Annotated in this window: 19 protein-coding genes; 15 read left to right on the top strand and 4 right to left on the bottom strand. The window is 69.0% G+C overall.

The features are described from left to right. Nucleotides 1-247: 247 nt before the first annotated feature. The 11 genes from AB5J50_RS17915 to AB5J50_RS17865 all read left to right on the top strand — a co-directional run bounded on the left by AB5J50_RS17915 (nt 248) and on the right by AB5J50_RS17865 (nt 14,048). Nucleotides 248-1,789: a folylpolyglutamate synthase/dihydrofolate synthase family protein gene (locus AB5J50_RS17915; RefSeq protein ID WP_369259227.1), complete on the top strand. Its 1,542-nt coding sequence runs from the start codon at nt 248-250 to the stop codon at nt 1,787-1,789. A 5-nt stretch (nt 1,790-1,794) separates the two neighbouring features. Then, the gene (locus AB5J50_RS17910) at nt 1,795-2,184 is read left to right on the top strand and encodes a DUF4233 domain-containing protein (protein ID WP_327428697.1); all 390 of its coding nucleotides are present in this window, start codon (nt 1,795-1,797) and stop codon (nt 2,182-2,184) included. A 112-nt stretch (nt 2,185-2,296) separates the two neighbouring features. Then, nucleotides 2,297-2,710 carry a nucleoside-diphosphate kinase gene (ndk, locus tag AB5J50_RS17905; RefSeq protein WP_327428696.1) on the top strand — a complete coding sequence of 138 codons (414 nt, stop codon included), beginning with the start codon at nt 2,297-2,299 and terminating at the stop codon, nt 2,708-2,710. A gap of 312 nt (nt 2,711-3,022) precedes the next feature. Continuing rightward, nucleotides 3,023-4,042: a rod shape-determining protein gene (locus AB5J50_RS17900; RefSeq protein ID WP_327428695.1), complete on the top strand. Its 1,020-nt coding sequence runs from the start codon at nt 3,023-3,025 to the stop codon at nt 4,040-4,042. Between the two features lie 164 nt (nt 4,043-4,206). Beyond that, nucleotides 4,207-5,145: a rod shape-determining protein MreC gene (gene mreC / locus AB5J50_RS17895; RefSeq protein ID WP_369259224.1), complete on the top strand. Its 939-nt coding sequence runs from the start codon at nt 4,207-4,209 to the stop codon at nt 5,143-5,145. A gap of 15 nt (nt 5,146-5,160) precedes the next feature. Further along, a complete protein-coding gene (gene mreD, locus AB5J50_RS17890) occupies nt 5,161-5,832 on the top strand; it encodes a rod shape-determining protein MreD (protein WP_369259222.1) in 672 nt (223 codons plus the stop codon). 140 nt (nt 5,833-5,972) lie between these two features. Further along, nucleotides 5,973-8,234 carry a penicillin-binding protein 2 gene (gene mrdA / locus AB5J50_RS17885; protein ID WP_369259220.1) on the top strand — a complete coding sequence of 754 codons (2,262 nt, stop codon included), beginning with the start codon at nt 5,973-5,975 and terminating at the stop codon, nt 8,232-8,234. Then, nucleotides 8,231-9,430, top strand: a complete 1,200-nt coding sequence (gene rodA, locus AB5J50_RS17880; RefSeq protein WP_369259218.1) for a rod shape-determining protein RodA — start codon at nt 8,231-8,233, stop codon at nt 9,428-9,430. Before mrdA ends, rodA begins: the two co-directional genes overlap by 4 nt. A gap of 380 nt (nt 9,431-9,810) precedes the next feature. After that, nucleotides 9,811-11,367 carry a CHAD domain-containing protein gene (locus tag AB5J50_RS17875; RefSeq protein ID WP_369259216.1) on the top strand — a complete coding sequence of 519 codons (1,557 nt, stop codon included), beginning with the start codon at nt 9,811-9,813 and terminating at the stop codon, nt 11,365-11,367. A gap of 70 nt (nt 11,368-11,437) precedes the next feature. Then, nucleotides 11,438-13,396 (top strand): TIGR03960 family B12-binding radical SAM protein, encoded by a 1,959-nt coding sequence (locus tag AB5J50_RS17870; RefSeq protein ID WP_327428689.1) that lies wholly within the window; start codon nt 11,438-11,440, stop codon nt 13,394-13,396. A gap of 100 nt (nt 13,397-13,496) precedes the next feature. Continuing rightward, a complete protein-coding gene (locus AB5J50_RS17865; RefSeq protein WP_369259215.1) occupies nt 13,497-14,048 on the top strand; it encodes a YcxB family protein in 552 nt (183 codons plus the stop codon). Between the two features lie 152 nt (nt 14,049-14,200). Here the strand turns inward: AB5J50_RS17865 and AB5J50_RS17860 are convergent, their stop codons facing one another. Beyond that, nucleotides 14,201-14,785, bottom strand: a complete 585-nt coding sequence (locus tag AB5J50_RS17860; protein WP_369259213.1) for a TerD family protein — start codon at nt 14,783-14,785, stop codon at nt 14,201-14,203. 142 nt (nt 14,786-14,927) lie between these two features. Beyond that, nucleotides 14,928-15,677 (bottom strand): arsenite methyltransferase, encoded by a 750-nt coding sequence (gene arsM, locus AB5J50_RS17855; RefSeq protein WP_369259211.1) that lies wholly within the window; start codon nt 15,675-15,677, stop codon nt 14,928-14,930. Nucleotides 15,678-15,753: 76 nt separating this feature from the next. Between arsM and AB5J50_RS17850 the strand changes: the two genes are divergently transcribed. Genes AB5J50_RS17850 through AB5J50_RS17840 form a run of 3 tightly spaced genes read left to right on the top strand, consistent with a single transcriptional unit; the run spans nt 15,754 to nt 17,315 of the window. Further along, nucleotides 15,754-16,131, top strand: a complete 378-nt coding sequence (locus AB5J50_RS17850; protein ID WP_369259209.1) for an ArsR/SmtB family transcription factor — start codon at nt 15,754-15,756, stop codon at nt 16,129-16,131. Beyond that, entirely contained in the window at nt 16,128-16,877 is a 750-nt protein-coding gene (locus AB5J50_RS17845) for an aquaporin (protein WP_369259207.1), read from the top strand. Before AB5J50_RS17850 ends, AB5J50_RS17845 begins: the two co-directional genes overlap by 4 nt. Before the next feature lie 27 nt (nt 16,878-16,904). Beyond that, a complete protein-coding gene (locus AB5J50_RS17840) occupies nt 16,905-17,315 on the top strand; it encodes an arsenate reductase ArsC (RefSeq protein WP_369259205.1) in 411 nt (136 codons plus the stop codon). A 44-nt stretch (nt 17,316-17,359) separates the two neighbouring features. Here AB5J50_RS17840 and AB5J50_RS17835 read toward each other — a convergent pair whose 3' ends face one another. After that, nucleotides 17,360-17,482, bottom strand: coding sequence for a hypothetical protein (locus AB5J50_RS17835; RefSeq protein ID WP_369259203.1), 123 nt, complete (start codon nt 17,480-17,482; stop codon nt 17,360-17,362). Nucleotides 17,483-17,643: 161 nt separating this feature from the next. Here AB5J50_RS17835 and AB5J50_RS17830 point away from each other — a divergent pair, with 161 nt between their 5' ends. Next, on the top strand, nt 17,644-19,497 hold the full coding sequence (locus AB5J50_RS17830) for a zinc ribbon domain-containing protein (protein ID WP_369259201.1): 1,854 nt from the start codon (nt 17,644-17,646) through the stop codon (nt 19,495-19,497). Here AB5J50_RS17830 and AB5J50_RS17825 read toward each other — a convergent pair. After that, on the bottom strand, nt 19,494-20,342 hold the full coding sequence (locus AB5J50_RS17825; protein WP_369259199.1) for a CHAT domain-containing protein: 849 nt from the start codon (nt 20,340-20,342) through the stop codon (nt 19,494-19,496). The genes AB5J50_RS17830 and AB5J50_RS17825 overlap by 4 nt on opposite strands. Nucleotides 20,343-20,357: the final 15 nt, after the last annotated feature.

Raw genomic sequence — 20,357 nt, 5'->3', positions numbered from 1 at the left:
ACCCGTCCCATCCCGTTCCTGGGGCTCCGCCCCAGACCCCGTTCGGTTGTGTGTCGGGTGCGGGTGGGTGGGGGCTGGTCCGAAAGATTGCGCAGTTCCCCGCGCCCCTTTTTAGGGGCGCGGGGAACTGCGCAATCTTTTGGGGGTCTGGGGGCGGAGCCCCCAGGAACGGGATGGGACGGGTAGGGGCGGCGGGGGCGAAAACCCCACGCGGTCGGAGAGGGGGGCGGCTCCGTAGACTGGGGGAGTGAGCGACCTCCCCTCGAACCACGGCAGTGAGTCAGACGAACCGGCCCCCAGCGACCCGCTCGGTCTCTTCGACGAGATCGTCGCGGAAGAGACCGACCGCGACCCCGACCTCGCGGTGATCGCAGCCGGCAGCCGCACCCTGCGCACCCAGGGCGACACGGACCAGCAGCAGCCCGACGTCCCCGCCCGCCCCACCGACCCCGAGGTCGACAAGGCACTGCGCGAGGTCGAGGCGGAGCTCGCGAGCCGCTGGGGCGAGACCAAGCTGGAGCCGTCCGTCAGCCGGATCGCCGCGCTGGTGGACGTCCTCGGGGAGCCCCAGCGCGCGTACCCCTCGATCCACATCACGGGGACGAACGGCAAGACCTCCACCGCCCGCATGATCGAGGCCCTGCTCGGCGCCTTCGACCTGCGCACGGGCCGCTACACCAGCCCCCACGTGCAGTCGATCACCGAGCGGATCAGCCTCGACGGGGCGCCGATCTCCGCCGAGCGGTTCATCGAGACGTACAACGACATCAGGCCGTACGTGGAGATGGTCGACGGCCAGCAGGAGTACCGGCTGTCCTTCTTCGAGGTGCTCACGGGCATGGCGTACGCCGCCTTCGCCGACGCGCCCGTCGACGTCGCCGTCGTCGAGGTCGGCATGGGCGGCAGCTGGGACGCCACCAACGTCATCGACGCGGACGTCGCCGTCGTCACGCCCATCGATCTCGACCACACCGACCGGCTCGGCGAGACCCCGGGCGAGATCGCCGCGGAGAAGTCCGGCATCGTCAAGCAGGACGCCACCGTGATCCTGGCTCAGCAGCCGGTCGACGCGGCCCAGGTGCTGCTGAAGAAGGCCGTCGAGGTGAACGCGACCGTGGCCCGGGAGGGCCTGGAGTTCGGCGTCGTCGCCCGGCAGGTCGCCGTCGGCGGGCAGTTGCTCACCCTGCGCGGGCTCGGCGGCGAGTACGAGGAAGTCTTCCTGCCGCTGCACGGCGCCTACCAGGCGCACAACGCCGCCGTGGCGCTCGCCGCGGTCGAGGCGTTCTTCGGCGTCGGCTCCGCGCACACCCAGGGCCTCGACATCGACAACGTGCGCAAGGCCTTCGCCTCCGTCACCACGCCGGGCCGCCTGGAGGTCGTACGCCGCTCGCCGACCGTCGTCCTGGACGCCGCGCACAACCCGGCGGGCGCCCGCGCCACCGCCGAGGCCGTGAGCGAGGTCTTCGACTTCAGCCGGCTGATCGGCGTCGTCGGCGCGAGCGGCGACAAGAACGTACGGGGACTGCTCGAAGCCTTCGAGCCGATCTTCGCCGAGGTCGTCGTCACGCAGAACTCCAGTCATCGCGCGATGGACGCGGACGAGCTGGCCGGGATCGCCGTCGAGATCTTCGGCGAGGACCGGGTGCAGGTCGAGCCCCGGCTCGACGACGCGCTGGAGGCGGCGATCACCCTCGCCGAGGAAGAGGGCGAGTACGCGGGCGGTGGCGTCCTCGTCACCGGTTCCGTCATCACCGTCGGCGAGGCCCGACTGCTGCTGGGGAGGGGCTGACCGCTGTGCGTACGCTCTGTGCTTCTACTCTGATCGGCGAGTTCTTCGTCATCGGCTTCGCCGGGCTCGTCGCCATGAAGGAGCCCGATCTCTCGACGTCCACGGTGTGGACCGTCTGCGGGATCTTCATGGCCGTGAGCGTGCTGCTCTGCGGCATGATCACCCGGCCCGGCGGTGTCCAGCTCGGCTGGGCCCTGCAGATCGCGCTGATCGCCAGCGGCTTCGTCGTACCGTCCATGTTCTTCCTGGGCGCGATCTTCGCCGCCCTGTGGTGGGCGTCGGTCCACTACGGGCGGAAGATCGACGAGGCGAAGGCGAGATTCGCCGCACAGGCGCAGGCGTCGACGCCGGCATCGGCATCGACCCAGGCCGAAGCGGGCGGCAACCCGGCCTAGGCGCCATGGGCCCGAGGCGTGTGCCCGTACCACCTGACTCTGTGTAACAACCACCCAGACACGCCCTGTAGCCTCGGTGATCCGCACACTTGTGACCTGAAGGAGCCACCCCGTGAGCCAGCGCACCCTCGTCCTTCTCAAGCCCGACGCCGTTCGGCGCGGCCTGACCGGCGAGATCATCAGCCGTATCGAGCGCAAGGCCGGTTGGCAGATCACCGCGCTGGAGCTGCGGACGCTGGACCAGGACACGCTGGAGCAGCACTACGGCGAGCACAAGGGCAAGCCGTTCTACGAGCCGCTGGTCGAGTTCATGGCCTCCGGCCCGGTCGTGGCGCTCATCGTCGAGGGCGAGCGCGTCATCGAGGGCGTACGGGCGCTGGCCGGACCCACCGACCCGATCGCCGCCGCTCCCGGCTCGATCCGCGGCGACTTCGGTGTGATCGTCCGCGAGAACCTGATCCACGCCTCGGACTCCGAGGAGTCCGCCGAGCGCGAGGTGAAGATCTTCTTCCCCGGCCGCGGCTGAGCTCCGGAGCTCAATTTTCCAAGTATTTTCTGAGGGACCGTCACGTCACTCGGATGCCTGACCTGGGACGGCCGTAAGTTTTCGGCCGTCCCGTGGCATATGCGTGCCGATCGGGGGAACGCGTGCCCCTGATGGACCGTCTCCAGAAGCGGGGCGGCTCATCATCTGCTGACAATGGCGAAGACCCTCGCGCAGTGTTCGTGCAGGCGCGTCTACGATGGAAGCCTTCACGTCACTGCACCCACCTCGCCGTCCTAAAAAGCCGTCAAAGCTCCACTTGGGAAGGCCAGACGAATCCTGATGGGGAACTCAATGTCGTTCATCGGCCGTGACATGGCTGTCGACCTCGGGACCGCCAACACGCTGGTGTACGTCAGGGGTCGCGGGATCGTACTCAACGAGCCGTCCGTGGTCGCGATCAACACCAACACCGGTGGGATTCTCGCGGTCGGCGCGGAAGCGAAGAAGATGATCGGGCGCACGCCCGGCAACATCGTTGCCGTGCGTCCGCTGCGGGACGGTGTGATCGCCGACTTCGAGATCACCGAGCGTATGCTCCGCTACTTCATTCTGAAGATCCACAAGCGGCGCTACCTCGCCCGTCCCCGTGTCGTCGTCTGTGTGCCCTCGGGCATCACGGGTGTCGAGCGCCGTGCCGTCATCGAGGCGTCGTCCCAGGCCGGCGCCCGCCAGGTGCACATCATCGAGGAGCCCATGGCCGCGGCCATCGGATCCGGCCTGCCGGTCCACGAGGCCACGGGCAACATGGTGGTGGACATCGGCGGCGGCACCACGGAGGTCGCGGTCATCTCGCTCGGTGGCATCGTCACCGCCCAGTCCATCCGCGTCGCGGGCGACGAGCTGGACAACGCGATCATCCAGCACATCAAGAAGGAGTACAGCCTTCTTCTCGGTGAGCGGACGGCCGAACAGATCAAGATCACGATCGGTTCGGCGTACGACCTCGACAATGACGAACACACCGAAATCCGCGGCCGGGACCTGGTCTCCGGCCTGCCCAAGACCGTTGTCATCTCCGCGGCCGAAGTGCGCAAGGCCATCGAAGAGCCGGTCAACGCGATCATCGACGCCGTGAAGACGACCCTCGACAAGTGCCCGCCGGAGCTCTCCGGTGACGTGATGGACCGCGGAATCGTTCTGACCGGCGGCGGAGCCCTGCTGCGCGGTCTCGACGAGCGGCTGCGCCGCGAGACCGGAATGCCGATCCACATCGCCGAGGACCCGCTGGACAGCGTGGCGCTCGGCTCCGGCAAGTGCGTCGAGGAGTTCGAGGCGCTCCAGCAGGTTCTGGACGCCCAGCCGCGCAGATGACGTAACACTTCGATTCCGCCGTACGAGATGATCCCTTCTCGTGCGGCGGATCGTTGATATTGAGGCATAAGCTCCCCCATAACACCCGTGGGTTTTCGCGCACTCCGGGGCGTACCTGGGTGAGCCATACATGAATTCCGATAAGGAAGGCACGGCCGCCGCACGTGAGGGACACACGAGAGAGCCGGCTGCTCCTGGTGCTGCTGATCGCCATCGCGTTCGCACTGATCACGGTGGACATCCGCGGTGGGCAGGACTCACCGGTCGACGGTGCCCGTCAGGCCGCCGCGACGGTCTTCGGCCCGATCGAGAACGGGGTGTCGTCCGCGGTCGACCCCGTCGGCAACGCGATCGCGGCGGTCCGTGACTCGGGTGACCGGCACGACCGCATCGCCCAACTCGAGCACGACAACGCCGCGTTGAAGGCGAAGCTCGGCAGCGACGACCGCAACCGCAGCCGTCTCAAGCAGCTCGACAAGATGATCAAGGTGGCGGGTGAGGGCCAGTACGGCATCAAGGGTGCCGAGGTCATCGCCATAGGAGCGGCCCAGGGCTTCTCCTGGACCGTCACCCTCGACGTCGGCGCCAACGACGGCGTCAAGCGCGACATGACGGTGCTGAACGGGGACGGGCTGGTCGGGCGGGTCACCACCGTCGGACCGAACACCGCGACCGTACTGCTCGCCAACGACCCGGACTTCACCGTCGGCACGCGGATGGAATCGACCGACGAACTCGGCTTCGCCTCCGGGCAGGGCGACAGCCCGCTGCGGGTGGAGCTGCTCAACGGCAAGGCGAAGATCAAGAAGGGTGACCGTCTGGTCACCTTCGGCTCGCAGGCCGACAAGCCGTTCGTGCCCGGCGTCCCCGTCGGTGTCGTGTCCCGCGTCGACCCGTCCGGCGGCGACCTGACCCGCACGATCTACGTCAAGCCGTTCGTCTCGTTCACCAAGCTCGACATCGTCGGCGTCGTCGTCAAGGCCCCCAGCAGCGACCCGCGCGACACCGTGCTGCCACCGAAACCCAAGCCGACTCCCACACCGACGGTGACCGTCACGGTCACCCCCTCGGAGTCCGCGTTCATCGACGACCAGCAGCAGTAGGAGGAGCCGAATCCCATGCGTTTCAACCGGATGCTGCTCTCCACCACCCTGGTGGTCGTCGCCCTGGTGCTCCAAGTGAGCGTCCTCGCCCGGCTCCACCTCCCGGGCGCCGTCCCGGACCTCGTGCTCCTGACCGTGCTCGCCCTCGCCATGGTCTACGGCCACGTCAGCGGCGCCCTCATCGGCTTCGGCGCGGGCCTGCTCGCCGACCTCGTTCCGCCCGCCGACCACGCCGCCGGGCGCTACGCCCTCGTGCTGTGCGTCATCGGCTACCTCGCGGGCCTGGTGAAGCCGGAGAACGGCCAGCTCAAGTCGGCGACCGGCCCGATGGCCGTGGTCGTCGCCGCCGCGGTCGGCGCCACCCTGCTGTACGCCCTCGTCGGCGCCCTCGTCGGTGACACCGCCGCCCGCCATGTCGGCCTCGGCAGCCTACTGTTCACGGCCGCCCTGTACGACCTGCTGCTCGCGCCCTTCGTGGTACCGGGGCTGATGGCCCTGGCCCGGCGCTCCGAGAGCAACCCGCTCGGCGAGACCAATTCGTCCGCCAAGACGGCCGACGTCTCCTCGGGCTGGCTGTCGTCCGGCACCGGGCTGCGCATCGGCAGCCAGCGCGGCGGGCTCAGGGTGAAGGCGGCCAAAGCGCGGGTCGCCCGGGCGGGACGCATCAAGGGGGTCAAGCGGCTGTGAGGGCACTGGGGAGCATCGGGGTGAGAGCACCTCAGACGTCGCTCGTGTCACGGAAGTTGGCCGACAGCGGCGTCGCCGCGCACAGGTTCACCGTGTACTCGTATGTCTCGTACACACACTGAGAGGGGGAGGCAGCAGCAGTGACCAACATCCCCGAGACCGGCCGGACCCCACGGGTCCAGATCCGACTCGTCGTCATCCAGATTCTCGTACTCTCCCTCCTCGGCACCCTTGGCGGACGCCTCTGGTACCTCCAGATCCGCAACGGCGACGAGTACGCCAAGGAAGCCTCCGGCAACCACGTCCAGCAGGTCGTGCAGCCCGCCGTACGCGGCTCGATCCTCGACGCGCGCGGTGTGCCGATCGCCGACAACGAGACCCGGCTCGTGGTCTCCGCCTCGCGCACCGACCTGCTGAAGATGGCGGACGACGGCAAGGCGGTCCTGACCAAGCTGGCCGGGGTGCTGGGCATGAAGCCCGAGGACGTCATCCAGAAGGTCCGGCTCTGCGACTCCAAGACGCCGCAGCCCTGCTGGAACGGCTCGCCGTACCAGCCGATCCCGATCACCGACGAGGCCACCGCCAAGCAGGCCCTGCAGATCCGCGAGCGCTCCGAGGATTTCCCCGGCATCACCGCCGAGCCCGAGGCCGTGCGCCGCTATGCCGCCCCCGGCAAGTCCAACACCGCTCAGGTCCTCGGCTACCTCTCGCCCGTCACCGACGACGAGATCACCCAGGCCAAGGACTCCGACTCGCCCTACCTCCGCTCCGACCAGGTCGGCCGCTCCGGCCTTGAGCGCGAGTACGACAAGGAACTGCGCGGCAAGGCGGGCGTCACCCGCTACGAGGTCGACAACCTCGGCCGGGTCATCGGCAAGGCCAAGAGCGACGCGGCCGAGCCCGGCGCCAACCTCGTCACCAGCATCGACTCCCGTGTGCAGCGCGTCGCCGAGTACGAGCTGAACCAGGCGATGAAGACGGCACGCGAGCAGTACGACAAGATCACCGGCGAGAAATACAAGGCCGACTCGGGCGCCGTCGTCGTGATGGAGGCCAAGACCGGCCGGATCGTCGCCATGGCGTCCGCGCCGACGTACGACCCGAACGTCTGGGTCGGCGGCATCTCCGCCAAGGACTACAAGGCCCTCACCGGGAAGAACTCCGACTACCCGCTGCTCAACAGGGCCATACAGGGTCAGTCCGCGCCCGGTTCGACCTTCAAGGCGGTCTCCACGGCCGCCGCCGTCCAGGCCGGCTATGAGTGGGACGGTGGCTACCCCTGCACCAGCTCCTACTCCGTCGGCGGCCAGGTCTTCAAGAACTTCGAGGGGGAGAGCTTCGGCCCCATCTCGCTCGGCCGCGCCCTTGAGGTCTCCTGCGACACCGTCTTCTACGGTCTCGCCGACAGGGAGTGGAAGAAGGACGGCGGCATCAACCCCAAGAAGGGGAAGCCGAAGGACTACTTCTTCAAGACCGCCCACCAGTTCGGCCTCGGCAAGCAGACCGGCGTCGACCTGCCCAACGAGGTCACCGGCCGTGTCCCGGACCGCCAGTGGAAGGAGAGCTACTGGAAGGCCAACAAGGACACCTGGTGCAAGACGGGCAAGAAGAACGGCACCTACGTCGAGAAGATCGCGTACGAGAACTGCCTTGAGGGCAACAAGATGCGCGAGGGCGACGAGATCAACTACTCCATCGGCCAGGGCGACACCCTCGTCACCCCGGTCCAGGAGGCCATGATCTACGGGGCGATCGCCAACGGCGGCACCCTGCACGCGCCGACCATCGGCAAGGCGATCGTCAGCGCCGACGGCAAGACCGTCAAGGAGATCAAGCCCCAGGTCAACGGCAAGCTGCCGGTCAGCAAGGCCACGCTCAAGGGCATGGACGAGGCCTTCGCGGGCGTCGTCACCCGCGGTACCGCCGCCTGGAAGTTCGGCGGCTGGCCGCAGGACGAGATCGCGCTGCACGCCAAGACCGGTACCGCCGAGGTCTACGGCAAGCAGACCACCTCGTGGCTGGCCACGTACACCAAGGACTACACGATCGTCATGACGATCTCCCAGGCCGGTACGGGTTCCGGAGCCTCCGGTGAGGCCGTGCGCAACATCTACAGCGCGATGTACGGCGTCTCCGAGGACGGCACGATCGACAAGTCGAAGGCGCTGCTGCCCACCCCGGAGAAGAGCCTGCCGAAGATCCAGAGCGACGGTTCGATCGACGCCCCGGCGATCTCCAAGGACGCGGCCAAGGACGTGCAGGCCAGCGAGTCCCCCTCGCCCGGGGCCACCGACCAGCAGCTGCCCGCCGGCACGACGGCGTCGCCGACCGAGAGCAACCGCAATACCCGTAGGCGCACGGCCCGCCCGAGAAAACGGCGGGGGACGAGGATCCTGACATGACCGGAGCGAACAACTTCTCCGTCTCCGGGTACGGGCCCGAGCGCGCGGGCTGGACACGCCTGTTCGCCCGCGACTCGCTGGCCCGCCGCCTCGACTGGCCGATACTGCTGTCGGCCATCACGCTCTCGCTGATCGGCTCGGCGCTCGTCTACTCGGCGACCCGTAACCGCACCGAGATCAACCAGGGCGACCAGTACTACTTCCTCATCCGCCACCTCATGAACACCGGCATCGGCATCGGCCTGATGATCGGTACGGTCTGGCTCGGCCACCGCACCCTGCGCACGGCCGTGCCGATCCTGTACGGCCTCTCGGTCTTCCTGATCCTCGCGGTGCTGACCCCGCTCGGCGCGACGGTCAACGGCGCACACGCCTGGATCGTGATCGGCGGCGGCTTCTCCCTCCAGCCCTCCGAGTTCGTGAAGATCACGATCATCCTGGGCATGGCGATGCTGCTGGCGGCCCGGGTCGACGCGGGTGACAAGGCCTACCCCGACCACCGCACGGTGCTGCAGTCCCTCGGCCTCGCCGCCGTCCCGATCATGATCGTCATGCTGATGCCCGACCTCGGCTCGGTCATGGTCATGGTGATCATCATCCTCGGCGTGCTGCTCGCCTCCGGGGCCTCCAACCGCTGGGTGTTCGGCCTGCTCGGCACGGGCGCGCTGGGCGCGATCGCCGTCTGGCAGCTCCACATCCTCGACGAGTACCAGATCAACCGCTTCGCGGCCTTCGCCAACCCCAATCTCGACCCGGCGGGCGTCGGCTACAACACCAACCAGGCGCGTATCGCCATCGGCTCGGGCGGCCTCTTCGGCACGGGCCTCGGCCACGGCTCGCAGACCACCGGCCAGTTCGTCCCCGAACAACAAACGGACTTCGTCTTCACCGTCGCGGGCGAGGAACTGGGCTTCGTGGGCGCGGGCCTGATCCTGGTCCTGCTCGGCGTGGTCCTGTGGCGAGCCTGCCGCATCGCCCGCGAGACGACCGAGCTCTACGGCACGATCGTCGCCGCCGGCATCATCGCCTGGTTCGCCTTCCAGGCCTTCGAGAACATCGGCATGACTCTGGGCATCATGCCGGTCGCGGGCCTTCCCCTGCCCTTTGTCTCGTACGGCGGCTCGTCGATGTTCGCGGTGTGGGTGGCGGTGGGGTTGTTGCAGTCGATTCGGGTACAGCGGCCCATGTCAGCGTAGGCCTCCGGCGGTTGGGCGGGTGGGGGCTGGTCGCGCAGTTCCTCGCGCCCCTGAAGGCTCGGGGCTGCGCCCCTTCGACCCCGTTCGGTTGTGTTTCGGCTGCGGGTGGGTGGGGCGCCTCTTAAAGATTGCGCAGTTCCCCGCGCCCCTAAAAGGGGCGCGGGGAACTGCGCGAGTAACCCCCACCGCCCCGCACCCGACGAACCACCCCGTCTTTTTAGGGGCGCGGGGAACTGCGCAATCTTTTGGGGGTCTGGGGGCGGAGCCCCCAGGAACGGGATGGGACGGGTAGGGGCGGCGGGGGCGAAAACCGGGCGTTGCGGGAGGTCCGTGAGGGTTGGGCACTGCCATCTGGGGGCTGGTGCCACTAGATTCATGTCATGGCGGACACCAAGCGCGAAATCGAGCGGAAGTACGAGGGTCCCCCGGCTGGCGAAGACGTGAGACTGCCGGACCTGACCGGCGTTTCCGGAGTCTCGGGCGTCCTCGACAAGGGCGTGGCCGAGCTGGACGCCACCTACTACGACACGCCCGACCAGCGGCTCGCCGCCGCCTCGCTCACCCTCCGTCGCCGCACCGGCGGCGCGGACGCGGGCTGGCACCTCAAACTCCCCGTCTCCGAGGGCGTCCGCGACGAGATCCACGCCCCGCTCTCCGACACCGTGCCCCGCTCCCTGACCGGCCTCGTCCGCTCCCGCGTACGCGACGCCGAACTCGTCCCCCTCGTACGTCTCCTGTCGGCCCGGGACATCCGCCACCTCGTCGACGCCTCCGGCGCCCTCCTCGCCGAGGTCAGCCTCGACCGCGTCCGCGCCGAACGGCTCAGCGGCGGCGAAGGCACCGCGGAGTGGACCGAGATCGAGGTCGAGCTCGCGGACGACGGCGACCCCGCCTTCCTCGACAAGGTGGAGAAGAAGCTCCGCAAGGCGGGCCTGAGCCGCTCCTCCTCGCCCTCCAAGCTGGCGAGGGCGCTGGGGGAGACGGGGCAGACGGGGGAGTCGGGGAAGCGCAAGAAGTCCGCCGCCGCAGCCGCCCCAGCCACCACGGCCCCCGCCGCGCAGGCCCCGGTCACCGCGGGCGACCACGTCCTCGCCTACCTCCGCGTCCAGCGCGACGCGATCGTCGAGCTGGACCCCGCCGTCCGCCGCGACGTCTACGACTCCGTGCACAGCATGCGCGTCGCCACCCGCCGCATGCGCAGCGCCTTCCGCTCGTACGGGCGCGTCCTGGACCGCACCGTCACCGACCCGATCGGCGACGAGCTGAAGTGGCTGGCCGGCGAGCTCGGCCTCGACCGCGACCAGGAAGTGCTCACCGAACGGCTGACGGCGGCGCTCGACAACCTGCCCCGCACCCTGCTCTCCGGCCCCGTCCGCACCCGCCTGCGCACCTGGTCCCACGCCCGCGGCTCCGGATCGCGACGCCATCTCATCGCCGTACTGGACGGGAAGCGGTACCTCGCCCTGCTGGCCGCGCTCGACGCGATCGTCTCCGACCCGCCGCTGCTCAAGGCGGCCTCCGGGGACCCGGCGAAGGTGATCGCGAAGGCGGTCCGCAAGGACTTCAGGAAGGTCTCCGACCTGGTCGGACAGGCCCTTGACCGGCCGCCGGGCGCGGACCGCGACCTGGCGATGCACGAGGCCCGCAAGAAGGCCAAGCGCACCCGGTACTCGGCCGAGACGGCCACCCCCGCCCTCGGCAGGCCCGCCGCCGATCTGGTCAAGTCGATGAAATCCCTGCAGACCCTGCTCGGCGACCACCAGGACAGCGTGATGACCCGCGAGGCCCTGCGCGAGCTCGCAGGTCAGGCGCATGCGGCGGGGGAGAGCGCGTTCACGTACGGGGTGCTGTACGGGCGCGAGGAGCAGCGGGCGGCGGCGGCCGAGGCGGCGCTGCCGGGGGCCTGGGAGGCGATCGAGGGGCAGGGGGCGGTCTGACGGTGCGGTGTGTCCCTCCGGCCGCGTTAGGCTAGATGGTCACCCCTGTCAGCTCACGAAGGTTCGCGAGATGCCTGCCGAATCCGCTGTATCGGTCTTCCCGCAGCTCGAAGCTCTGCTCCCGCATGTGCAGAAGCCGATCCAGTACGTCGGCGGAGAGCTCAACTCCACAGTCAAGCCCTGGGACGCCTGTGACGTCCGCTGGGCGCTGATGTACCCCGACGCGTACGAGGTCGGGCTGCCCAACCAGGGCGTCATGATCCTCTATGAGGTACTGAACGAGCGCGAGGGCGTCCTCGCCGAGCGCACGTACAGCGTCTGGCCGGACCTGGAGGCGCTCATGCGCGAGCACCAGGTCCCGCAGTTCACGGTGGACAGCCACCGCCCGGTGAAGGCCTTCGACGTGTTCGGCCTGTCCTTCTCCACGGAGCTGGGCTACACGAACATGCTGACCGCCCTGGACCTGGCCGGGATCCCGCTGGAGTCCAAGGACCGCACGCTCGACGACCCGATCGTCCTGGCCGGCGGTCACGCGGCCTTCAACCCGGAGCCGATCGCCGACTTCATCGACGCGGCGATCATCGGCGACGGTGAGCAGGCGGTCCTCGACATGACCGAGATCATCCGCGCCTGGAAGGCGGAGGGCCGGCCGGGAGGCCGCGAGGAGGTCCTCTTCCGGCTGGCGAAGACGGGCAACGTCTACATCCCGGCGTTCTACGACGTCGAGTACCTCCCCGACGGCCGTATCGCCCGAGTCGTGCCCAACAAGTCGGGCGTTCCGTGGCGCGTGTCCAAGCACACGGTCATGGACCTCGACGAGTGGCCGTACCCGAAGCAGCCCCTGGTCCCGCTCGCCGAGACGGTCCACGAGCGCATGTCGGTCGAGATCTTCCGCGGCTGCACCCGTGGCTGCCGCTTCTGCCAGGCGGGCATGATCACCCGCCCGGTGCGCGAGCGCTCCATCACGGGCATCGGCGACATGGTCGAGAAGGGCCTGAAGGCGACCGGCTTCGAGGAGGTCGGCCTGCTGTCCCTGTCCTCCGCGGACCACTCGGAGATCGGCGAGATCGCCAAGGGCCTGGCGGACCGGTACGAGGAAGACAAGATCGGCCTCTCCCTGCCCTCCACCCGCGTGGACGCCTTCAACGTCGACCTGGCGAACGAGCTGACGCGCAACGGCCGCCGCTCGGGCCTGACCTTCGCCCCCGAGGGCGGCAGCGAGCGCATGCGCAAGGTCATCAACAAGATGGTCTCGGAAGAGGACCTGATCCGTACGGTCTCCACGGCGTACGGCAACGGCTGGCGCCAGGTGAAGCTGTACTTCATGTGCGGCCTTCCCACGGAGACGGACGACGACGTCCTGCAGATCGCCGACATGGCGATGAACGTGATCGCCGAGGGCCGCAAGGTCTCCGGCCAGAACGACATCCGCTGCACGGTCTCGATCGGCGGCTTCGTCCCCAAGCCCCACACTCCCTTCCAGTGGGCCCCGCAGCTCTCCGCCGAGGAGACGGACGCCCGTCTGGAGAAGCTCCGCGACAAGATCCGCGGCGACAAGAAGTACGGCCGCTCGATTGGCTTCCGCTACCACGACGGCAAGCCGGGCATCGTCGAGGGCCTGCTCTCCCGCGGTGACCGCCGCATCGGCTCCGTCATCCGCGCCGTCTACGAGGACGGCGGCCGCTTCGACGGCTGGCGCGAGCACTTCTCGTACGAGCGCTGGATGCGGTGCGCGGACAAGACGCTCCCCGCGTTCGGCGTGGACGTCGACTGGTACACGACGCGTGAGAAGACGTACGAGGAGGTCCTGCCCTGGGACCACCTGGATTCGGGGCTGGACAAGGACTGGCTCTGGGAGGACTGGCAGGACGCCCTCGACGAGACCGAGGTCGAGGACTGCCGCTGGACTCCGTGCTTCGACTGCGGTGTCTGCCCGCAGATGGACACCCACATCCAGATCGGCCCGACGGGCAAGAAGCTGCTGCCGTTGACGGTGAACAAGCCGGTGACCAGCGGACACAGCCACTGACCTGGTGAGTTCCTGAGGCCCCTGCCCATCGGCGGGGGCCTCGGTGCATGGGTACCCCGGCCCGGCTGTGGGTGATCTGTGGGGGCTAGGATCTGCTGCCATGCAGAGTGGTGGGGATCACATACAGTCGACCGGGCAGGATGCGGCGGACGCGGCCATCGCGTTCGTCTACGAGCCGACACCGGCCGACTACGAGGCCGCGATGCGCCGTTACACGTACGGGACCTGGCCCGGGCGAGGGGGCCTGATCGTCTGGCCGGCCCTGATCCTGGTGCTGGTGTTCTTCTTCTGTGAGCTCAAGGGTTTCGCACCCGCGATGACGGCCGTCGTGGTCGTTGCCGGAGTGGTCGCCGGAGTCGTGACCGCCCATAAGACCCTGGCTCGCGTCGCGCGGGAGCAGCACGCGGACATGGAGGAGTACGGGACCTGCCGGACGGTGGTCGGTGGCGAGGGCATGACGACCACGGGCGGGTCCCAGACCAGCACCATCGACTGGCAGGCGTTCCCCTGGTACGTCGAGACCGCCGAACTCTTCGTCCTCACGACCCGGCGGACCCGGATCTTCTTCGTCCTGCCCAAGCGCGGAGCCCAGGACCCTGCCGATGTGGACCGGGTGCGGGACGTCCTCGACCGGAACCTGCGCCGGTTGTAGGTCCGGGGGTCAGTCGCATCTGAATCACGGCGCGGAGCGTGATCTCCCGCGGCCCGGGCGCCACTTGGGTACCGGACCGCGGGGACCCCGTCCTGCCTGCTGATGAGATGAACTACTCGCCGATGAGATGAACTACTCGCCGATGAGGTGAACTACTTGCTGATGGCGAAGCGCATCAGGGCGTGCTCGTCACCCTGCTTGATCTTCCCCGTCACATTGATCACCTCAAGCTTCCAACTGCCGCCGTCGCGCACGGCCTTGGCCACGGCACAGCCGTTGTCATGGGTGAGCAGGCTCGGCCAGATGTCGGCGACCTGCTGAGTGCTGCCCCCGCTCGCGTCGTACACCTTGAAGCTGATGTTGCGCGCTTTCTGGAAGGAAGCGCCCTTCTTGTACGCGGCGGCGATGAACACTATCGACGTGACGTTGGGCGGCAGCCGCGAGAACTCGACCGTCACCGTCTCGTCGTCGCCCTCACCGCGCCCGGTCTGGTTGTCGCCGCTGTGAACCAAGGAGCCATTGCCCATGGGGTCGAGGGAGTCGAGGCCCGCCAGACGCACCGGGTCCGCGCCCTGCATGGCGACGGCGATCAGGTCGAGGTCGGTGCCGGTCTTGCGGCGGAGCATGCCTACCACTCCGCCACTGCTGCCGGCGGTCGGGTCCCAGGACACCCCGATGGACAGATGTGTCACTCCGTCCAGATCTGCCGGGCCGTCTTCCTTGGAGAGCGTAATCATGCGTGGGTCATCCTCTTGGTGGCTGGAATACAACACGCAAAGTGTGCATGGAAGTTCGGGGAATCGAAGCGTCGGCCCGGCATAAACCTTCGAAACCATCCACCAATGTCCGTCTATTTCATGCTCGTCGAGTCTCTTGGGTTCAGGGCTTCGTGGCACGGACGACGGCGGAGTGCATCCCGTCGGCGACCGGGTGGGTGGGGGTGACCTCGATGTCGGTGAACCCTGCCGCCTCCAGGCCTTCGCGGTACTCCGTGAAGGAGAGGGCGCCTGCGACGCAGCCCACGTAGTCGCCGCGCTCGGCCCGCTGTTGGGGGGTGAGGCTGTCGTCGGCGACCACGTCCGAGACGCCGACCCGGCCGCCGGGCCTCAGAACGCGGAAGACCTCGGCGAACACTGACGGCTTGTCGGTCGACAGGTTGATGACGCAGTTGGAGATCACCACGTCGAGGGTGTTCGCGGGCAGCGGGATCGCTTCGATCGTGCCCTTGAGGAACTCCACGTTCGTCGCGCCCGCCTTCCGTGCGTTGGCGAGGGCGAGGGCCAGCATCTCCTCCGTCATGTCCAGGCCGTACGCCTTGCCGGTGGGGCCGACGCGACGGGCGGAGAGCAGTACGTCGATGCCGCCGCCGGAGCCGAGATCGAGGACGCGTTCGCCTTCGTGGAGGTCTGCCACCGCGGTGGGGTTCCCGCAGCCCAGCGAGGCGGCGACGGCCTCGACGGGCAGGGCGTCGCGCTCGTCGGCGGCGTACAGGGCCGAGCCGAAGTTCTCGTCGGTCTCGACCGGCTGCGGCCCGCAACAGGCGGTGCCGCCGCCTTCGGTGACCTTCAGGGCAGCGGCCGCGTAGTGCTCGCGGACGGTCTCGCGCAGGTCGGTGAGCTGCTCGCTCATGGCTGACTCCACTTCCTGTATTGAAGTTCGTTGATGCAAGCTTGCGCCCTGATTTGAAAGGCGTCAATATAGAGCCATGTCTAAACAAGAGCTCGTGGTCCTCGGCCAGGACACGGACGACGCGTGTTGTACCGGGCTGGCCTCCGCTCCCCTGGAGGAGGACCGGGCCGTCGAGCTGGCGAAGGTGTTCAAGGCCCTGGGCGACCCCGTGCGGCTGCGGTTGCTCTCGATGATCGCCTCGCGGGACGGCGGCGAGGTGTGCGTGTGCGAGCTGACCCCCGCCTTCGAGCTGTCCCAGCCGACGATCTCCCACCACCTCAAGTTGCTGCGGCAGGCCGGACTCATCGACTGTGAGCGTCGTGGGACCTGGGTCTACTACTGGGTGCTGCCCGGTGTCCTGGACCGGCTGGGCGCGTTCTTGACCACCGCCCGGGCCGCCGCGGTGACCGCGTGAGCGCCTCACTGGGGCGGCGTGCCGTCGCCGAGGCGGTGGGGACGGCCGCGCTGGTCGCGGTGGTGGTCGGCTCGGGCATCCAGGCGGCCGAGCTGTCCCGGGACATCGGCGTGCAGTTGCTCGCGAACTCGCTCGCCACCGTCTTCGGCCTGGCCGTGCTGATCACGCTGCTCGGGCCGGTCTCTGGGGCCCACTTCAACCCGGCGGTCACTCTGGCCGCCTGGTTCACGGGACGGGGAAGCGGCGACGGGATGACCGCACGGGACGTAGCCGTGTACGTCCCTGCCCAGATCGCGGGCGCGATCGGCGGCGCCGTGCTGGCCGACGCGATGTTCGCCGAACCGCTGGTGAAGTGGTCCACGCACGACCGTTCCGCCGGCCACCTGTGGCTGGGCGAGATCGTGGCGACCGCCGGGCTGATCCTGCTGATCTTCGGCCTGACCCGGACCGATCGCGCCCACCTCGCACCGGCCGCGGTCGCGTCCTACATCGGAGCCGCGTACTGGTTCACGTCCTCGACGTCGTTCGCGAATCCGGCGGTCACCATCGGCCGGGCCTTCACCGACACCTTCGCGGGTATCGCCCCGGCCTCCGTCACCCCCTTCATCGCCGCCCAACTGGCCGGTGCCGCTGTCGGCCTGGGTCTGCTGGCGGCGGTGTTCGGCCGACGGGCACCCGCCGAAGCCGCCGAAGGGGAGGCCGTCGTCCCTCACGGTGAGACCGAACTCGCCCCTTCCGCCCCCTGAGTCCAACTCCCCTGAAAGACACCTGCCATGAGCACTGAAACCCCACGTCCGTCCGTCCTGTTCGTCTGCGTCCACAACGCCGGGCGGTCACAGATGGCCGCCGCGTTCCTCACCCACCTCGCCGGCGACAGGATCGATGTCCGCTCGGCGGGCTCCGCACCCGCCGACACGGTCAACCCGGCGGTGGTCGAGGCGATGAGGGAAGCCGGCGTCGACATCTCCGCCGAGACCCCGAAGGTGCTGACCGTCGAAGCGGTGCGGGCGTCCGACGTGGTGATCACCATGGGGTGCGGGGACAGCTGCCCGGTCTTCCCCGGCAAGCGATACCTCGACTGGCAGCTCGACGACCCCGCCGGGCAGGGCGTCGACGCGGTCCGGCCGATCCGGGACGAGATCGAGCGGCGCATCCGCGACTTGGTGACTGACCTGACCGGCTGACCGGCCTGACCGGCTGACATGGAACTGGGGGCAGTGACACCGGACTAGGGCTGATCCGGTCCTCCGCCGCCGGGGCCTCCGCCGCCGGTCAGCATGGACCACAGAGTGGTGGCGAGCTGCTTGATCAGGCTGTCGCTCGCGGGCTTCTTCTCTATCTCCAGGCTCACGTATTTCCTTAGGCATCCGTAGTGATGCGTCATCTCCTGGCGTCGTGCTGTGAGTCTGGTGCCGATGCCTGGTCGTAGGTGAGTACGACAGTCGATTGGGTGACCCTTTCGCGGGTGTGTCGTTGATCGGATGACAGCATCGCGGGCGGGGAGAGGGGGCAATGAGCCGGAAACTGGCGCTCGGTGAGGGCGAGGCTGCCCGTATCGCCTGCGCCCGCGGCGTGCTGCGTACGGGCGTGGAAGAGAAGACGGGCGGGGTCGTGCCCGCCGGTGTACTGGCGGAGCGGGTGGGCTGGGCCGCTGATCTGGTCTCCGGCATGGTCGCCGCCCTGCTGGCGGAGCACTGGAATACCACCGACGTGGACGTGCTGGCCCGCGGCGAGGACGCGGGGGGCCGCACACTGCCGTCGAACGCCTGGATGGCCCTGCGCCGCCTGGGCTGGACCGTCAGCCCGGCCGAGGGCATCAAGGTCAACGACCGGATCGTGCGGATGGCCCAGGAGGCTGCCGGGCGCACGCTGCGCGCGGCGAAGTGGCGCGCCGACCTCACGGCCGGTGTGCTCGCCACCTGGCCCGCCGACCCCTCCAAGCGCACCCCGCAGGAGTGGGACCAGGTGCGTGAGGCGGTGCCCGGCGGGCGGTCTCTGCCGTCAGGCGGGATTAAGGCCCGGACCCGGCAGATCACCTCCTTCGTCACCAAACACGGCCGGATGCCCATCGATGTGTTCGAGGCGGAGGCCGCTCCTCGGAGCGCGCGGGCCCTCCCGCTGTCCGCGTGCGACAGGCAGCAGGCCACCCTGCGCATCGACCAGGGCAGGGTGCGGGCTGATCTCGCCCACACCCACGCCGTCCCGACAACGCAGCGCAGCGGGCATACGGTCGCGCTGGGCGTGGACTGGGGCCTGAACACCCTGCTGTCGGCCGGAGCCGCCCGGCTCCACGACGACGGCCGCATCACCGCCCTCGGCAGCGGGGCCATGTTCCGTGCCGCCGGGGCTCTCGCGAAACAGCACCGGCTGCGCCGCCAGGGCGAGCACCTGCACACGAAGGCCGACCTCCCCCACGCTCGGCTTCGCTCGCGCGGGGGGACCCCCATCCAGCGGCTCATCAACGGGGTCGAGGAGCATGCCCTGACCGGCAGGCATGCGGTCCTGGATGACGAGGTCCGCGCCGTCGGCGCCCGCCGGTCGAACCTCAACGCCGCCCTCGCGTGGTCTGCCGCCCGCTGGGCCGTGGACCAGGCCGTCACCGCAGGGGCAAGCGTCATCTACGTCGAAGACCTCCGCTCGATGGAAGCCCGTGGCATGGGCCGCACCCTCAACACCCGGCTGTCGCAGCAGATCCGCGGGCAGATCGTGGACCGCATGCGGCACCTCGCCGCCGAGGCCGGTATCGCCGTGGTCACGGTCCCTGCCCGCAACACCTCCAGGCACTGCCCGCAGTGCCTTGTCCCGCTGCGGCACCGCAAAGCCCCCGACCGGCCCACCACACCGGGCTGGAAATGGGCGCTCTGCGGCTCCTGCGGCCGGCAGGGCGACCGCGACCAGGGCGCCTGGCGGCGCATCGCCGCCCGCGGCCTCACCCACCAGACCAAAACCGTCACCGACCGCACCAGCGGGACCATGACGATCCGCACGGTGACCGACACACTCGAAGCCGGTGCGGCCATCACACCGACCGCACCCAAGGCAGGCCGGGACCGGTCCAAGACCGGACCCACCCGGCAACACGCAGCACGTCCGACGCCCAGGCGACGCCGGACACCCTCCCCCACCAGACCCCCGGGTCCGGCGGGCCGGCGTCCGGAGGGACACGCTCACACGGACCGGCACCGGCTGCCCCGCGCAGCCCACCGGCACCAGGGCGTGACGACGATCAGCACACCCACCCGCGGCCGGCACCGGCCGCGAGGAGCAGCACTGGGCGCGGGCTTCCACCACCACGCCCACGCCACCCCTCCACAGTGGGCAGAACCCGTGCCAGGCACCACACCTGACACAGGATCACTTAGCTAATCAGAGACGCTCACTTCGGTCTTGCCGTTCTTGCGATGCACCTTGAGGTCGATCTTCGTCTGCAGCCAGGCGACGATCGCGGCCAGCACGGCGGCGGAGACGATCAGGGAGTCCGTCACCATACGGTTGTCGACGGGCGGGTCGTCCAGGATGGACCCCACGGTGTCGGCTGTGTCGGGATCCGAGACCAGACCGTCGAGAAGGTTCCGTCCCACGGTGATCGCCTGTTCCTCGGACGCCAGCAGCGAGTCGATTCCGAGGGCCGTGGCGTGCGACAGGACCGCGTCGATGGCTGCCATGGCGAGTTCCCCGGTCGTCGATTCCCGCTGCCCCGACTCCTCCCTGATCTTCGCCAGCAACGCCCGGCTGCTCGATCTGTCCACGTCCCACAGGGCGGCGACCACCGCGTTGGCTCCGGAGATCATCAGTGCCCCGGCAAATCCGTCGCGCTCGTTCTTGTCCGCGTTTTCCGTGACCCTGGCCGTGGAACACGCCCGGAGGGTCAGGAGGTCCAGCCGGGCGGAGTTGGCCAGGATCTGCCGGACGGAGAGAAGGTGATCGAGCCTCTTGCGCAGGGACTGGCGTCGGAAATCCGCGGGCGGGAGCTCCTGCCCGTCGGAAAGGATCAGCCCTGAGTCGAGTGGATTCGCGGGGTCGAAATAACCGTGGCACGTCAGGTGCATCACGCGCTCATGGCCGAGCCTGCTCAGGACTTCCGGCGGCGTGAGTTCGACGGCGGGCACGGTGTGCACCTGCCAGCCCGCGTCCGCGAGCAGGTGCGTGTCATCGAGGTCGGCCGGTTGATCGCCGTCGCCGTCTTCGGCGCGGGTGGGAACAGCGGCCACGAAGGCTCCCTGGTC

The sequence above is a fragment of the Streptomyces sp. R35 genome (genome assembly GCF_041053035.1).
Classification (GTDB): Bacteria; Actinomycetota; Actinomycetes; order Streptomycetales; family Streptomycetaceae; genus Streptomyces; species Streptomyces lutosisoli.
Note: the sequence above shows the minus strand (reverse complement) of the source record. Positions and strands in the feature narration are given on the sequence as shown.

Coding starts and splice junctions, on each gene's coding strand:
- AB5J50_RS17840 (WP_369259205.1), top strand. CDS start 16,905: ATGAGCACTGAAACCCCACGTCCGTCCGTCCTGTTCGTCTGCGTCCAC.
- AB5J50_RS17850 (WP_369259209.1), top strand. CDS start 15,754: ATGTCTAAACAAGAGCTCGTGGTCCTCGGCCAGGACACGGACGACGCG.
- AB5J50_RS17865 (WP_369259215.1), top strand. CDS start 13,497: ATGCAGAGTGGTGGGGATCACATACAGTCGACCGGGCAGGATGCGGCG.
- AB5J50_RS17860 (WP_369259213.1), bottom strand. CDS start 14,785: ATGATTACGCTCTCCAAGGAAGACGGCCCGGCAGATCTGGACGGAGTG.
- mreD (WP_369259222.1), top strand. CDS start 5,161: ATGCGTTTCAACCGGATGCTGCTCTCCACCACCCTGGTGGTCGTCGCC.
- AB5J50_RS17900 (WP_327428695.1), top strand. CDS start 3,023: ATGTCGTTCATCGGCCGTGACATGGCTGTCGACCTCGGGACCGCCAAC.
- AB5J50_RS17830 (WP_369259201.1), top strand. CDS start 17,644: ATGAGCCGGAAACTGGCGCTCGGTGAGGGCGAGGCTGCCCGTATCGCC.
- AB5J50_RS17870 (WP_327428689.1), top strand. CDS start 11,438: ATGCCTGCCGAATCCGCTGTATCGGTCTTCCCGCAGCTCGAAGCTCTG.
- rodA (WP_369259218.1), top strand. CDS start 8,231: ATGACCGGAGCGAACAACTTCTCCGTCTCCGGGTACGGGCCCGAGCGC.
- arsM (WP_369259211.1), bottom strand. CDS start 15,677: ATGAGCGAGCAGCTCACCGACCTGCGCGAGACCGTCCGCGAGCACTAC.
- AB5J50_RS17875 (WP_369259216.1), top strand. CDS start 9,811: ATGGCGGACACCAAGCGCGAAATCGAGCGGAAGTACGAGGGTCCCCCG.